Genomic DNA, 15930 nt, shown 5'->3' with positions numbered 1-15930 from the left:
ATGCTCCATCTCTTTTATTCGAACCGTCACGAAACGCTCGCCGACGCACTGCTCGACGACCTCGCCGCGTTCCCGGCCCGCAACGGCCCGTGGGCGCCGCAGCAGGTCATCGTGCCGAGCGCGGCGCTGCGCCGCCGGCTCGAGCTCGACATCGCCGCGCGCCACGGCGTGTGCGCGAACGTCGAGTTCACGTATCTCGCGCAGTGGCTGTGGGCGCAGATCGGCCGCGTACTGACGGTGCCCGCGCGTTCGCCGTTCGCACCCGACCGCCTCGTGTGGCGCTGCTACCGGTTGTTCGCGCAGGCCGCGGGCGACGCGCCGTGGCTCGCGTCGCCGCGGCTGGCCGCGTATCTGTCCGCGTCCGACGACGCGATGCGCTACGAGCTGGCGCAGCGCGTCGCGGCCGTGCTCGATCATTACCTGACCTATCGGCCCGAATGGCTGGCCGCGTGGCAGGCCGGCGAGTCGGTGCTCGCGGGCGACGCCGCGCCGCGCGGGATCAGCGATGCCGCACGCGACGACGAGCACTGGCAGGCCGCGCTGTGGCGCGCGCTGCTCGCCGAGCTGAGCGACAGCGGCACGCCGCCCGCGCATCGCTTCCTCGTGGAGGCGCGCAACCTCGATGCCGAAACCGTCGCGCGCGCCGACTGGCCGGAATCGGTCAGCGTGTTCGCGCTGCCGACGATGCCGCCGCTGCACGTCGCGCTGCTGCGCGAGCTGTCGCGCTGGATCGACGTGCGCGTCTATGCGCTCAACCCGTGCCGCGAATTCTGGTTCGACATCGTCACCGCCGCGCATGCCGAGGCGCTCGATGCGGCCGGCCGGCTCGACTACCAGCAAGTCGGCCATCCGTTGCTCGCGGAGTGGGGCCGGCAGACGCAGGCGCAACTGCACATGCTGCACGAATTGACCGAGAGCGCCGCGTTGGGCGACGCGTCGCGCTTCGTCGGCAATCCCGCGCCGACCTGGCTCGCGCGCGTGCAGAACGCGATCCTCGACTTGCAGCCGGAAGCCGAACTCGGCGAAGCGCCGGCCGAGCGCGGGATCGAGGTGCACGTGTGCCACAGTCTCGCGCGTCAGCTCGAGGTGTTGCATGATCGCCTGCTCGCGTGGTTCGACGCCGATGCGACGCTGCAGCCGTCCGATGTGCTGGTGGCGGTCGCCGATCTCGCGGCGGCCGGGCCGCTGATCGATGCGGTGTTCGGCACGGCGGGCGCCGGCGGCGCGCGCGTGCCTTACCGGATCACCGGCCTGCCGCCGTCGCAGGCGAACCCGGTCGCGCGCGTGCTGCTCGAATGGCTCGCGTTGCCGGAGCGGCAGGTCGGCGCGCCGGAGCTGGTCGAATGGCTGCGCGTCGACGCGGTCGCGGCCCGTTACGGCATCGACGCCGCCGCGCTCGAGACGGTGCAGACCTGGCTCGCGGCCGCCGGCGCTCGGCGCGGGCTGTCGCCAACGGCGAGCGACGATGCGGCGGTGCCGGCGCCGCGCCATACGTTCTCCGATGCGCTCGCGCGGCTCTTCCTCGGCTATGCGATGCCCGAAGGCGCGGCACCCGTCGGCGCGTGGCTGCCGATCGAGGCGGCCACCGGCAGCGAGGCCGAACTGCTCGGCCGGCTCGCGCGCTTTACCGACGATCTCGACGGCTTCGTGCGGCGGCTCGCCAGCGCGCACACGCCGCGCGCATGGAGCGAACTGTTCGCCGACACCCTCGCGCGCTTCTTCGATTCCGGCGCCGCGTATGCCGATGCGCTCGCCGGCGTGCGCGACGCGCTCGACGCGATGCTCGCCGCGATGACGGAAGGCGCGCCCGACGAGGCCTTGCCCGCGGCCGTCGTGCGCGCGGGGCTGACGGCCGCGCTCGACGATCCGGCGCGCGGCGGGGTGCCGTGGGGCGGCGTCACGTTCTCGTCGCTGACGAGCTTGCGCGGCTTGCCGTACCGCGTCGTGTGCCTGCTCGGCATGGACGACGGCGTGCTGCCGAGCCTCGCGCGCGCGGACGAGTTCGACCTGATGGCCGTCCTGCCGAAGCTCGGCGATCGCCAGCGCCGCGACGACGAGCGCAACCTGTTTCTCGACCTGCTGCTCGCGGCGCGCGATCGGCTGCTGATCGCCTATACGGGGCGAAGCATTCGCGACAATGCGCCGTTGCCGCCCGCGGCGCTCGTCGACGAACTGCTCGACCATCTCGCGCTCGTCACGGCTGGCGCGGACACCGCACCGGGCGCCGTCGATGCCGCGCGACGCGCGTTCATCGTCGAGCATCCGCTGCAACCGTTCGCGGCAGAGTATTTCCGGCCCGGCAGCGAACTGGCGTCGTACGACGCCGAGCGCGCGACGCTCGCGTCGCTGCTGGCGGCCGAAGCCGCGCGCGACGCGACGCGCGAGCAGCCGTTCTTCGCGCAGCCGCTGCCGGCCGAGCCGGTCGAGCCGGTTGCATTCAACGAATTCGAACGTTTCTGGCGGCATCCGGCCCGCGCGCTGCTGCGTGCGCGGCTCGGCATCGTGTTGTCCGACGCGCAGGCCGAACTGCTCGACACGGAGCCGTTCGCACTCGACTTCGCCGGCAGCGACGCGCTCGCCGAGCGCGTGCTGCCGCTCCTGATCGAATCGGATGAAGGCGGCGTGCACGATCATGCGCTGCGCATCGCGGACGCCAGCCCCGAACTGCCCGGCGGCGCGACGGGTGCCGTCTGGCGCGACCAGGCGCTCGGCTCGATGATGCAGCTTGCGTCGAACGTGCGCCGTGCGCTGGCCGACGGCATGGAGCGGCGGCCGTTCACGCTCGCGATCGCGCCCGCATGGCCCGACACCGACCAGGCGCTGTTCGGTGCCGATGACGCGATGCTGTCGGGCGACGCGCTGAGTGCGCCGCTCGAATTGCACGGCACGCTGAACCGGCTGACGCCGACGGGCCAGATCATCTATCGCTATGCGCGGCCGAGCGCGCGTGACTACCTGTCCGCGTGGCTTGCGCACCTCGTCTATTGCGCGGTGGAGCCCGACGGCCCGCGCCGCACGCTGTGGTTCGGCAGCGGCGGCGCGTTCGAACTCACGCCGGTCGCTGCACCGCTCGAGCGTCTCGCGCCGCTCGCCGCTCTGTTTCGCGCGGGGCGGCGCATGCCGCTGCGGTTTTTCCCGCGCAGTGCATGGGCGCGCGTTTCCGACGGCGAGGCGAAGGCCGCGAGCGTCTGGATCAACGAGCGCGTGGTGAGCGAAGCCGACGATCCGGCCATCGCGATCGCGTGGCGCGGCGCCCAACGGTCGCTCGACGAGCCGTTCGGCACACTTGCGCGGATCGTGTTCGAGCCGATGCTGGAACATCTGAAGGAGATCGCATGAGCGCCGCATCGCAGCCGCAGGCGGCGCTCGAACTCGACGTGTTCGCGTGCCCGCTCGACGGCGTCAACCAGATCGAGGCGTCGGCCGGTACCGGCAAGACGTGGAACATCTGCGCGCTGTACGTGCGCCTGCTGCTCGAGAAGGATCTCGGCGCCGACGAAATCCTCGTCGTGACCTTCACGAAGGCCGCGACCGCCGAACTGCACGAGCGGATCCGCGGGCGGCTCGCGCAGCTCGCGCATGCACTCGATACCGGTGACGATGGCGGCGATCCGTTCGTCGCGCGCCTGCTCGAGACGACGCTCGGCGACGCCGGCACGCTCGACCCCGAGACCGCCGCGAAGCGGATCCGGCGCGCGTTGCGTGCATTCGACCAGGCGGCGATCCACACGATCCACGCGTTCTGCCAGCGTGCGCTGCAGGAGGCCCCGTTCGCGGCAGCGATGCCGTTCGCGTTCGACATGCAGGCCGACGATGCAGCGCTGCGTTTCGAACTCGCGGCGGACTTCTGGCGCACGCGCGTCGAACCGATAGCCGCGCGCTGGCCCGGCTTCGCGACGTGGCTCGTCGATTCAGGCGCGGGCCCGGCCGCGCTCGACGCCCAGCTTGCGCGCCGGTTGAAGAAGCCGCTCGCCGCGCTGCGCTGGGACGGCGTCGTCGAACCGGACGAATCGGCGGAGGCCGCTGCCGCCGAGTGCTTTGCGGAGGCGGCGCGGCTGTGGGCCGACGAGCGCGATGCGATCGACGCGTTGCTGCGCGCCGCGCAGCCGGCGCTCAACCAGCGCTCGCACAAGCCCGACGCGCTCGCCGATGCACTCGCCGCATGGAGCGCGCATTTCGCGCAGGGCGATGCCGCGGCCGCGCTGCCGAAGGCGGCGCTCAAGCTCACGCGCACCGCGCTCGCGAAGGCGACGAAAAAGGGCGGCGTGACCCCCGAGCACGCGTTCTTCGACGTGGCCGACGCGCTCGAAGCGGCGGTGGCCGCGGCCGAGGCCACGCAGCGCGCCCGCTGGCTCGCGCTCGTCGCCGACTGGCTCGACACCGCGCCGGGCGAGCTGGCCGAACGCAAGCGTAAGCGTCGCGTCGTGTCGTTCGACGACCTGCTTGCGAATCTGTATCACGCGCTGCATGCGCATCCGTGGCTCGCCGAGACGCTGCGCGCGCGCTATCCGGCCGCGCTGATCGACGAATTCCAGGATACCGACCCGCTGCAGTTCGCGATCTTCAACCGGATCTTTTCGCCGGGCGGGCCGCTCTTTCTCGTCGGGGACCCGAAGCAGGCGATCTACAGCTTCCGCGCGGCGGATCTGCATACCTATCTTGCCGCACGGGCAAGCGCGAGCGCGTGCTATACGCTCGCGGTCAATCAGCGCTCGACGCCGGCGATCGTCGACGCGTGCAACCGCTTCTTCATGTCGAACCCGCGCGCGTTCGTGCTCGACGGGCTCGACTATTACGCGGTGCGCGCCGGCACGCGCGTGCGCGCACCGTTCGTCGACGCAACCGATCCGGGCCCGGCCGGCGATTTCCGGATCTGGACGCTGCCGGGCGGTGAGGGGACGCGGCTCAAGCGCGATGCGCAGGCGGATGCGGCCCAGGCGTGCGCGGCCGAGATTGCCAGGCTGATGCGCGGCGCGCGCGAGGGCCATGTGCGGCTCGGCGATACGCCACTGTCGCCGGGCGACATCGCGGTGCTGGTGCAGACGCACCGGCAGGGCAGTCTCGTGAAGCGCGTGCTCGCCACGTGGGGTATCGGCAGCGTCGAGCTTGCGCAGGCGTCGGTGTTTTCGACCGGCGATGCGGAGCAGCTCGAGCGCGTGCTGGCGGCGATCGACGCGCCGGGCGATTTGCGGCGCTTGCGTTCGGCGCTGGCCGCCGACTGGTTCGGCCTCGATGCCGGTGCGCTGTGGCGGATGGAGCAGGGCGACGGCGACGCGTCGCGCGAAGCGGCGGACAGCGCGGACGCGATGAGCTGGGTCGAGCGCTTCTCGCGCTATCGGCTGCTGTGGCGCGAACGCGGCTTCGCGGTGATGTGGCGCACGTTCACGCGCGAGCTGCGCATCGCCGAGCGGCTGATGGCGGGCGCGGACGGCGAACGCCGCGTGACCGACATCAACCATCTGGCCGAACTGACGCAGGCGCGCGCGTCTGCGCAGCCGGGCATCGCGCCGACGCTGCGCTGGCTCGCCGCGCAACGGCTCGACGGTGGCGGCGAGGAAGCACAGCTGCGCCTCGAATCCGATCGCAACCTCGTGCAGATCGTGACCGTGCACAAGTCGAAGGGCCTCGAATACGCGGTCGTGTTCTGTCCGTTCCTGAACGACGGCGGGCTGCGCGAGCCGCCGGCGTCGGGGTTGCCGGACGCGCGCGAGTATCACGACGACGCGGGCGACGCCGTGCTGCATTACGGGTGCGACGACGAAGCAGCCGAGCATGCCGCGCGCCAGGCGCTGCGCGAACAGGCGGCGGAACGCGCGCGGCTCGTCTACGTGGCGCTCACGCGCGCGGTGTATCGGTGCTATCTCGTCGCCGGGCCTTATCTGTCGTCGCGCTCGACCCGCGAGGCACGGCGCAGCGTGCTGAACTGGCTCGTGGCCGGCGCCGGCCAGTCGTTCGACGCGTGGCTCGACGAGCCGCCCGACGAAGCGGTGCTCGACGCGGCGTGGCAAGCGCTGGCCGGCGGCCCCGTGAGCGTTGCGCCGTTGCCGGTGCCGGCCCGGCGCGAACGGCTCACGGCCGGCCACGATGCAACGCAGACGCTCGCGGCACGCCATGCGACGCGCGTGCTGCGCGACGCGTGGCGGATGGCGAGCTTCAGTTCGCTGACGGCGTCGATGGCGCGCGAGGAGGCCGGCGTCGCGGTCGTGCCGGACGACGAGCTTCGGCCCGATCACGATGCGCTAGCCGCCGTGACGCCGGACGGCGCGTTCGCCGCGGTCGACACGATCGCTACCGAGCCGCCGGACGACGACATCCTCCGGTTTCCGCGCGGTGCGGCAGCGGGCGAGTGCCTGCACCGCCTGTTCGAACTCAGCCGCTTCACGGAGCCCGATTCATGGCACCAGGCAGCGCTCGGCGCGCTGCACGACCGGCCCGTCGAGGCCGAGCCCGAACTCGCGACGCGTCTGCCGGCGATGATGGCGCGGCTCGTCGATGACGTCGTGCGTACGGAGCTCGTGCCGGGCATGCGGCTTGCGGATCTCGACCCCGCCAGGCGGCTCGACGAAATGGGTTTCCTGTTCCCGGCGCCGTCGCTCGAGCTGGGCGCGCTGCGCCGGCTGCTGGTGGCGCACGGCTATCCGGACGTTGCGCTCGACTCCGGCATGCTCGCCGGTTTCATCAAGGGTTTCATCGACATGATCGTCGAACACGACGGCCGGTTCTGGATCGTCGACTGGAAGTCGAACCATCTCGGCAATACGCCGGATGCGTATGGCCCGCGCGCGCTCGACGTCGCGATGGCCGATCACGCGTATCACCTGCAGGCGCTGCTCTATACGGTCGCGCTGCATCGCTATCTGCGCGGGCGGCTGCCCGACTACGACTACGACACGCATATGGCGGGCTACCTGTACCTGTTCGTGCGTGGCGTGCGGCCCGACTGGCGCAGCGGCGGCGAACCGGCCGGCGTGCATGCGCGGCGGCCCGCGCGCGAACTCGTCGACGCACTCGACCGGATGATGGAAGGGGGCCGCGCATGAACGCGTCCGACGATACGCTCGAATTCACCGGCGGCCTCGTCGCGCGCCTGCCCGAGCCCGCGGATTTCGGCATCGCGCTCGCGGAAGGATTCGCGCGCCGCATGGGTGACCTGTCGCGCCGAGCGGGTGCGCCGGCCGTGGCCGCACGCTGGGCGGCGCGTGCCGCGTTCGCGGCGAGCCGGGCGACCGCGGGCGGCCACGTGTGCGTGTCGCTCGGCGCGCTCGCGCAGCGCTACGAGGAGCCGGTGGACGACGTGCGCGCGGCGCTTGCCGCGAGCGGCGTCGTGGCGTTCGGTACGCTCGCGCGCGGCGACGAGCGGCCGCTGATCGTCGACCGGCTCGACCATCTATATCTGTCGCGCTATTTCGACTACGAACGGCGGCTCGCCGATGCGCTCGTCGCGCAGGCCGGCGTCGCCGCACCGGGCGACGCGCTGTCGCCCGAGCGCTTGCGCGACAATCTTGCGCGTTACTTCGGGCCCGCGACCGGCGAGGTGGACTGGCAGCGCGTCGCGGCGATCGTTGCGCTGACCGGGCGCGTGACGATCGTCAGCGGCGGCCCCGGCACCGGCAAGACGACGACCGTCGTCGGGGTGCTGGCTTGTCTGCTCGACGCGCATCCGGGGCTGCGCATCGCGCTGGCGGCGCCGACCGGCAAGGCCGCGCAGCGGATGCAGGAAGCGCTGCACGCGCGGGCGGGCGACCTGCCGCCGGAACTCGCCGCGCGCCTGCCCGACACGTCGTACACGCTGCATCGCCTGCTTGGCGGCGGCGGGGCGGCGGGCTTCCGCCATCACCGCGACAATCCGTTGCCGTATGACCTGATCGTCGTCGACGAGGCGTCGATGATCGACGTCGCGCTCGCCGCGCATCTGCTCGATGCGCTCGCGCCCGGCGCACGGCTCGTGCTGCTGGGCGACAAGGATCAGCTCGCCGCGGTCGAGGCCGGCGCCGTGTTCGCCGAACTCAGCGCACGGCCGACGTTTACCGCCGCGGCACGCACGCGCATCGCGGGTGCGCTCGGGATCGACGAAGCGGCTTTCGTCGCGGCGTTGCCGGTGCCGGACGGCGAGGCGGCTGTTGCTGCGGCGCCCAATCCAGCGTCGGCCCCAGCGCAGGCTCCGGCACCCGCGCCGGTATCGACGAGCGCTGCGCGCAAGCCGCCGGCGCGACGGAACGTGGATACGCGCCAGGCGTCGCTGTTCGACGACGATCTGCAGGACGAAGCGATGTCCGCTACCGATGTCGCCGCGCCGCCGGCCGCTTCGTTGTCACCTGCGGCGGCCGCGCCGACCGACATCGATAGTGTTGGCGCGGTCGCCGATCCAGCATGGATCGAGGCCGACGAACTCGCGTGGCTCGACGCGGTCGAGCTCGCGCCATTCGATCCGGCCGATGCAGTCGATGCGGCAAATGCAGCCAATGCGGCAAATGCCTCGCTCGCATCGGCCGTCGCTACGCAACCCGACGACCACGCCGCAGCGTCGCCCGCGCCCGCACCGCTTGCAGACTGCGTCGTATGGCTCGAACGCAATTACCGTTTCGGTCTCGATTCGCCGATCGGCCGCCTGTCGCTGGCGATTCGCCGCGGCGACGTGCAGGCCGCGCTCGATGCGTTGCCGACCGACGATGCCGCTGCCGCATCGTTTCATGACGATGCGGGCGATACGCTTGCGGCGTCGACGGTCGAGCGGCTCGCGCGCCGGTTCGGCGCGTACCTCGACGCATTGCGTACTGCGTTGTCCGAGCCGGTGCCCGACCCATTGCCGCTGTTCGATGCGCTCAACCGCTTCCGGATCCTCTGCGCGACGCGCACGGGGTCGCGCGGCGCCGAGCACGTCAATGCGCTGGTGGCCACGCACGTGCGACATGCCGCGCGCGTGCCGCTCGCGGTCGGCGCACACTGGTTCACGGGACGGCCGATCATGGTCACGCGTAACGACTATGCGCTCGGACTGTTCAACGGCGACATCGGCATCGCGTTGCCGGACGCGCACGGTGTGTTGCGCGTGTGGTTCCGGCGCGCGGACGGCACCGCGCGCGCCGTGTCGCCCGCTGCGCTGCCGCCGCACGAAACGGCGTTCGCGCTGACGGTCCACAAATCGCAGGGCTCCGAATTCGACGAGGCCGCGCTCGTGCTGCCGGCATCGTTCGGGCGCGTGCTCACGCGCGAACTCGTCTATACGGCCGTCACGCGCGCACGCACGCGCGTGCAGGTGATCGGCCCGCGGCGCGTGCTCGCGCAGGCGGTCGCGACGCGCACGCAACGCGATTCGGGCCTCGCGGCCCGCGTGGACGAGGCGCTCGCGCGGCGTCGCAAGGAGCCGTCGTGATGATGATCCGCTACACGCTCGATCCGGCCGAAGTCGAATGGACCGCCGTGCGCGCGCAGGGAGCCGGCGGACAGAACGTCAACAAGGTGTCGAGCGCGATTCACCTGCGCTTCGACATTCGCGCGTCGTCGCTGCCGCCCGTCATCAAGGAGCGGCTCCTCGCGCTGTCCGACCAGCGCATCACGCGCGACGGCATCGTCGTGATCAAGTCGCAGGAATACCGCACGCAGGAGAAGAATCGCGACGCGGCGCTCGCGCGGCTCGATGCGTTGATCGGCAGCGTCGCGTTCACGCCGCGTGCGCGGGTCGCGACACGGCCGACGCGCGCATCGAAGGAGCGGCGGCTCGAACACAAGTCGCGTCGCAGCGCGGTGAAGTCGGGAAGAGGGAAGGTGACGGACTGACGAAGGGCTGGGCCGGCCGGCGTTGCGCACGGTTCCGGGCCGCCGCGCCCGCTACCGCATCACGGTGCCCGCGCTGTCCAGCACGAAGTCGACGCAGAACACGACGAGGCGGCTTTGCGCGCGAATCGCCACCGCTGCGGTATAGCAGTCGCGGCCTTCGGTCAGCGAGAAGTGCGGGCCCATCAGCGCGACGCGTCCCGGCGCCGCGATTGCGCGCTGGAAGTACGGGCGTCGCGACCAGTTGCTGTGCGTTTCCGGAAACAGCGGCGAGAGCCGGGTGCCGCCCGCCTGGCCGTCCTCGGGGGGCGCGCCGATCGACGGCAGGAACTGTTCGCCGATCTCGTCCGTGACGAACACGCGGCGCGCGGCCGGCACCGTGAAGACGCGCTGGGCGGCGTCGTTCAGGTCGCCGCTCGCGGAAAACGCGGCTGCGCCGGCGAGCACGAGCCGCTCGATCGCGTCGAAGCCCGGCTGCTCGGCGCTCCCCGGCGTATGCCGCTGCGCGATGAAACGCTGCCACGCGGCATCGAGCATCGCGGGCGCCGCGGCGCTCGCATGTGCGATCGATCCATCGGGCTGGCCGAACTGGAAGCCCTGGACGAAATCGATATCGGCGTCCATCAGCGCCTGCAGTGCGTCGTCGTTTTCGACACCCTCGGCGAGCACCATCGCGCCGGCCTGGTGGAGCATCGATACCAGGTGATGCATGATGCGGCGATCCTCGCCCGAGCCGGTCGCGCGTTCGACGAGCGAGCGGTCGAGCTTGACGATATCCGGCCGCGCGCGCCACACGCGGTCGAAATTCGAGAATCCGGTGCCGAAATCGTCGATCGCAATCAGGAAGTCGCGATGCTGGATCATGTCGATCGTGCGGGCGAGCGCGGCTTCGTCGCGCGACGGCTGCTCGACGACTTCCAGCACGATGCGGTTCGGCGGGAGTGCGAAATGCCGGCACAGCGCCTCGACGAATTCGCGCTGCACGAGCCCCGAATCGAGCACGCGCGGCGTCACGTTCAGGAACAGCCAGCCGTCGCCGATGCCTTGCGCGACGAAGTTGGCCGTATGCAGGCAGCGCGCGAGCCGGTCGAGCAGCAACGCGTCGGCGGCCGCGCGCGTCTTGTCGAACAGTGCGACCGGCGACACCAGCGTGCCGTTCGCGTCCACGACGCGCAGCAGCGCTTCGTAGCCGACCACGCGTTTGTGCGTGATCGACAGCACGGGTTGGAATACGCTGCGCAGCGTCGTCTCGCGATACGTGGCGATCCAGCCGCTGGGCGTCGGCGTCAGGCGTTCGAGCAGGGATTCGAGCGAGAGCTCGCGGGAGGCCTTCATGTCAGTGGTGCGCTGGCGCGCTCCGGGGGGCCGTGTCGTGCCGCCACGCCGAAGCCGTCGCACGCGCAGGTGGACGCGAAAGAACGTGGCGCATCGTGACCGCCTTCTGCGGATGAGTGTCCCGAGTGTAACGGGAATGGCGCGGCGCGCGTATCAGGGTAACTCCAGACGCAAACGCTACACAGCACGGGGCGGGGTTGTCCGGCCGGGAGCATGCACCCCGCGAGGGCGCGCCGGTCGAGCCCGAGACGACCGCGCAACGTGGCCCGCATGCATTGCGTGCGAAGAATGCGGCGGGATTCCGAAAACGGTGGGGCCGGAAGGCTACGCACCGCGCGAGGTCATCGGCGTCGGGCGAAAGACGCCGTGCTTCGGCGCGTATCGGTGGGCGCGCGGTGCTCGAAGAAGACCGAGAACTGACAACGGGCGCGTCACGCGAAACAGAGAACCGGTGGGGCGCCGGCCGCCACGCTCACCGCCGTTCAGTCCGCTCAGGCTGCTCAGTCCGCTCACACGCTCACACCGTTCACACCACTCAGGCAGCTCAGTCCACGCAGTCCGCTCCGGCCGCACAGTCAGCTCAGGCCGCTCACGCAGCTTCCTCCCCCCGCGGGCGGACCCCGGGAATCCGCTTGATCACGCCGGTCGCAAGCGCGGTGCCGACGAGCACGATCGCGCAGCCTTCGAGCATCACGACCGATACGTGTTCACTGAGGAACAATGCGCCCCACAGCAGCCCGAACACCGGGATCACGAACGTCACGGTAATCGCGCGGGCCGGGCCGACATGCGCGATCAGGTAGAAGAAGATGAAATACGCGATGCCCGTGCACGCGATGCCGAGCGCGAGCACGGCGCCCCATGCATGTGCACTGACCGCCGCCGCGGGCCAGGTCGCGATTGCAAACGGCAGCAGCAGCACGGTCGAGCCGATCATGCTGCCGGTCGCGTTGACGAGCGGATCGACGCCGCTGAGCTTGCGCTTCGTATAGTTGGCCGCGATGCCGTACAGCAGCGTCGCGCCGAGCGCGGCGACGGCGGCCAGCGCGGTCGCGCTGGCGCCGGTGCTGCCGTGCGCGTTCGCGATCTGATCCCACACGAGCGTGAGCACGCCGGCAAAGCCGATCACGAGGCCGAGTGCGCGCGGCAGCGACAGCTTGTCCTTCAGCCATACGTACGCGACGAGCGCGCCCCACAGCGGCGTGGTCGCGTTGATCACCGAGGTCACGCCGGCCGACAGCGTCAGTTCGGCATAGGCGAACAGGCAGAACGGCGCGCCCGAGTTCAGCAGGCCCACGACGAACAATGGCCACGCATGCCGGCGCAGCCGCGCGGCGAGGTCGGCGGGCTTGAAACGCGTCAGCGCGAGGCCCGTCAGGAACAGCGCGCCGATGCCGACGCGCAACGCCATCAGCGGCGCGACGCCGAATTCGGCGACGCCGATCCGGATGAACAGGAACGACGCGCCCCACAGGGCGGCGAGTACGGTCAGCAGAAAGGCGTTCTTGGGCGACATCGAGGGTGGCGGGCGAGGGGAAGGGATGCGCTGAATCTTACACCGCGCTACCACGCCGTCGTTTCACGATCGGATGAAACGACAAGAAACGGGAAATCCGCTCGCTGCCGCCGCGAACCGGCCGGATGGCCGGCTCGGTGGCTCAGTGATGGCGATGGCCGCCGCGTCCGCCGAAACCGAAGTTCAGCGACAGCGCGGGGCCCCAATAGCCGCCCCATGCCGGCGCATACGCGGGGGCCGGATAGTAGTACGCGGGGCCGGGCTCGACATACACCGGCGCGGTCTGTACCGGCGCCGCTGCGTAATAGCCGGACGGATAGTAGCCGTAAGGGTAGTAACAACCGGCGAGTGTCGCGCACGCGAGCGCCGCGGCGACGAGGGTCCTGTTCATGATGTTTCTCCGGCGTAGCCGGCAATCGGCGGATGCTTAAAGCTTAGGCCGCACGACGATGACGCGGTGCGCAAAACGGTAACGGATCATTTCCGCGCGTCGGCTGCGCCGGATGCGAAAACGGCGCTTCCGCAGTGCGGAAACGCCGTCGGGTCAAAACTGAAACGTGCCGCGCGTCGCACGGCACGCGCCGGACCGGCTTACTTGCCGATCTGGTTGCCGATCAGGCCGCCGGCTGCCGCGCCGCCGAGCGTCGACAGTGCGTTGCCGCCGATCGCCGCGCCGGCTACGCCGCCGACACCTGCACCGATTGCCGTATCGCGCTGGCGCCGTGACATCGAATCGCAGGCCGACAGGCTGGCCACCGTCGCGACGAGGAGCGCGTATACCCCAAAACGCCGAATCGAGTTCATGATCGTTGTCCTTGTGGTAGTGGGCGGAAGTCGCGCGACCCCCGGGTCGCGCATGACCCCAATCTACGCGCCGTACCCCCACGCTGCTGTAAGGACTTGTTAAGCCTGGTACGGTTTCGTAATCAATTGTTTCCCGCGCCTGAGCAGGCATGCGTGATGCGGGCGCAAAAAAAGCCCGCTCGAAAGCGGGCTTCCTGCCGGGCGTCACGAGGCGATCCGTGCGGATCGCCATGCGCGCTTACTGACGGTGATAGATCTCGGCGCCGGTCTTCACGAACTCGACCGCCTTGACTTCCATCCCCTTCTTCAGCGCCTCGGTTTCCGACACGCCCTGCTGCGCGGCGAACTCGCGCACGTCCTGCGTGATCTTCATCGAGCAGAAGTGCGGGCCGCACATCGAGCAGAAGTGGGCGACCTTCGCCGAGTCCTTCGGCAGCGTCTCGTCGTGGAATTCGCGCGCCTTGTCCGGATCGAGGCCGATGTTGAACTGGTCTTCCCAGCGGAACTCGAAACGCGCCTTCGACAGCGCGTTGTCGCGAACCTGCGCACCGGGGTGGCCCTTGGCGAGGTCGGCTGCGTGCGCGGCGAGCTTGTACGTGATGATGCCTTCCTTCACGTCGTCCTTGTTCGGCAGTCCGAGGTGTTCCTTCGGCGTCACGTAGCACAGCATCGCGGTGCCGAACCAGCCGATCATCGCGGCACCGATGCCCGACGTGATGTGGTCGTAGCCCGGTGCGATGTCGGTGGTCAGCGGCCCGAGCGTGTAGAACGGCGCTTCCTTGCACCAGTCGAGCTGGAGATCCATGTTCTCCTTGATCAGCTGCATCGGCACGTGGCCGGGGCCTTCGATCATCACCTGCACGTCGTGCTTCCACGCGATCTGCGTGAGCTCGCCGAGCGTCTTCAGTTCGCCGAGCTGCGCTTCGTCGTTCGCGTCGTAGATCGAGCCGGGACGCAGGCCGTCGCCGAGCGAGAAGCTCACGTCGTACGCCTTCATGATCTCGCAGATCTCTTCGAAGTGTTCGTACAGGAAGCTTTCCTTGTGATGCGCGAGGCACCACTTCGCCATGATCGAGCCGCCGCGCGACACGATGCCCGTCATCCGGTTCGCGGTGAGCGGCACGTACTGCAGCCGCACGCCCGCATGGATCGTGAAGTAGTCGACGCCTTGCTCGGCCTGCTCGATCAGCGTGTCGCGGAAGATTTCCCAGGTGAGATCCTCGGCCTTGCCGTTGACCTTCTCGAGCGCCTGATAGATCGGCACCGTGCCGATCGGCACCGGGCTGTTGCGGATGATCCACTCGCGCGTTTCATGGATGTGCTTGCCGGTCGACAGGTCCATCACGGTGTCGCCGCCCCAGCGGATCGCCCACGTCATCTTGTCGACTTCCTCGCCGATCGACGACGTGACGGCCGAGTTGCCGATGTTCGCGTTGATCTTCACGAGGAAGTTGCGGCCGATGATCATCGGCTCGGATTCCGGGTGGTTGATGTTCGCGGGGATGATCGCGCGGCCGCGCGCGATTTCGTCGCGGACGAACTCGGGGGTGATCTCGGCGAGCGCGTTCGCGCCGAAGGCCGCGGCGCCGAACGCCTGGCCCGGGTGCTGGCGGCCCATCATCGCGGCGAGCTTCGCGCCGTTCGGGCCGCTCGACTTCAGGCTCTCGATGTACTCGGCGCGGCGCTGGTTCTCGCGGATCGCGATGTATTCCATTTCCGGCGTGATGATGCCCTGACGCGCGTAGTGCATCTGCGTGACGTTCTTGCCCGGCTGCGCACGGCGCGGGTTGCGGTGCAGGCCCGGAAAACGCAGGTCGGCGGTGGCCGGGTCGGCCGCGCGCTCGAGGCCGTACTGGCTCGACAGGCCGTCGAGCACTTCGGTGTCGCCGCGCGCTTCGATCCAGCCCTGGCGCAGCGCGGGCAGGCCCGCGCGGATGTCGATCTTCGCGTCCGGATCCGTGTACGGGCCCGACGTGTCGTACACGTAGATCGGCGGATTCTTTTCGCCGCCGAAGCCGGTCGGCGTGTCGGCCTGCGTGATTTCACGCATCGGCACGCGAATGTCGGGCTGCGAGCCGGTTACATAAACCTTGCGCGAATTGGGCAGCGGCGCGACGGCAGCGGCATCGACGTGGGCGTCGGCGGACAGAAACTTCGGATTGGCGTTCATGCAATCTCCTGTGTGAGCGCCGGACACGCGCTACGGCGCTTGCCCGGAGCCCTTGACGTATGTGGGGCTCGAGCTAAGCAGGAGACGAGGTTTGGTGAGGCGGCGGATTTCGTCAGAAGGAAGGCGGCGAAATCCGTACGCTTCCCTGCGCTGGCATTATCCAGATCAGGTTCAAAGGGTATTTCTCACCCGCAATGCCGGTTTGTTTGACCGAACGCATTGCAGGACCCCCGCGTTAGCAAGGGCACACGATACACCGGCTTCGCGGCGGTTTCAACCGGGGGCGGAACTTAGGCGAGGGTGCGGCCGCGGCATCTCGGGCCGCGCGCGC

The 15930-nt window shown here is 69.9% G+C and carries 9 protein-coding genes and 1 riboswitch; of the genes, 4 read left to right on the top strand and 5 right to left on the bottom strand.

What is annotated here, in order from left to right:
* From recC to arfB, 4 genes are read left to right on the top strand one after another with little or no spacing between them, the layout of a single operon-like run.
* A complete protein-coding gene (gene recC / locus SB771_RS13075) occupies window positions 1-3339 on the top strand; it encodes an exodeoxyribonuclease V subunit gamma (protein ID WP_175661747.1) in 3339 nt (1112 codons plus the stop codon).
* Window positions 3336-7040 (top strand): exodeoxyribonuclease V subunit beta, encoded by a 3705-nt coding sequence (recB, locus tag SB771_RS13070; RefSeq protein WP_175661748.1) that lies wholly within the window; start codon window positions 3336-3338, stop codon window positions 7038-7040. Before recC ends, recB begins: the two co-directional genes overlap by 4 nt.
* On the top strand, window positions 7037-9373 hold the full coding sequence (locus SB771_RS13065) for an AAA family ATPase (protein ID WP_175661749.1): 2337 nt from the start codon (window positions 7037-7039) through the stop codon (window positions 9371-9373). Before recB ends, SB771_RS13065 begins: the two co-directional genes overlap by 4 nt.
* Window positions 9373-9777: an alternative ribosome rescue aminoacyl-tRNA hydrolase ArfB gene (gene arfB, locus SB771_RS13060; RefSeq protein ID WP_006754224.1), complete on the top strand. Its 405-nt coding sequence runs from the start codon at window positions 9373-9375 to the stop codon at window positions 9775-9777. Before SB771_RS13065 ends, arfB begins: the two co-directional genes overlap by 1 nt.
* Window positions 9778-9828: 51 nt before the next feature.
* On the opposite strand, the gene SB771_RS13055 is transcribed toward arfB, so the two are convergent.
* The 5 genes from SB771_RS13055 to thiC form a co-directional block, all read right to left on the bottom strand.
* A complete protein-coding gene (locus SB771_RS13055) occupies window positions 9829-11109 on the bottom strand; it encodes an EAL domain-containing protein (protein ID WP_175655995.1) in 1281 nt (426 codons plus the stop codon).
* A 589-nt stretch (window positions 11110-11698) separates the two neighbouring features.
* Complete coding sequence (locus SB771_RS13050) at window positions 11699-12625, bottom strand: DMT family transporter (RefSeq protein WP_011656437.1); 927 nt, start codon at window positions 12623-12625, stop codon at window positions 11699-11701.
* A 142-nt stretch (window positions 12626-12767) separates the two neighbouring features.
* On the bottom strand, window positions 12768-13016 hold the full coding sequence (locus SB771_RS13045) for a hypothetical protein (protein WP_011656438.1): 249 nt from the start codon (window positions 13014-13016) through the stop codon (window positions 12768-12770).
* Between the two features lie 200 nt (window positions 13017-13216).
* Window positions 13217-13429 carry a glycine zipper 2TM domain-containing protein gene (locus tag SB771_RS13040; protein ID WP_006754219.1) on the bottom strand — a complete coding sequence of 71 codons (213 nt, stop codon included), beginning with the start codon at window positions 13427-13429 and terminating at the stop codon, window positions 13217-13219.
* A gap of 238 nt (window positions 13430-13667) precedes the next feature.
* Window positions 13668-15599: a phosphomethylpyrimidine synthase ThiC gene (thiC, locus tag SB771_RS13035; protein ID WP_006754218.1), complete on the bottom strand. Its 1932-nt coding sequence runs from the start codon at window positions 15597-15599 to the stop codon at window positions 13668-13670.
* Window positions 15600-15723: 124 nt separating this feature from the next.
* Window positions 15724-15841: riboswitch (TPP riboswitch) on the bottom strand.
* Window positions 15842-15930: the final 89 nt, after the last annotated feature.

Source organism: Burkholderia sp. SIMBA_051, assembly GCF_046534915.1.
GTDB lineage: Bacteria > Pseudomonadota > Gammaproteobacteria > Burkholderiales > Burkholderiaceae > Burkholderia > Burkholderia ambifaria.
This window is presented reverse-complemented; position numbering and strand designations above follow the sequence as displayed.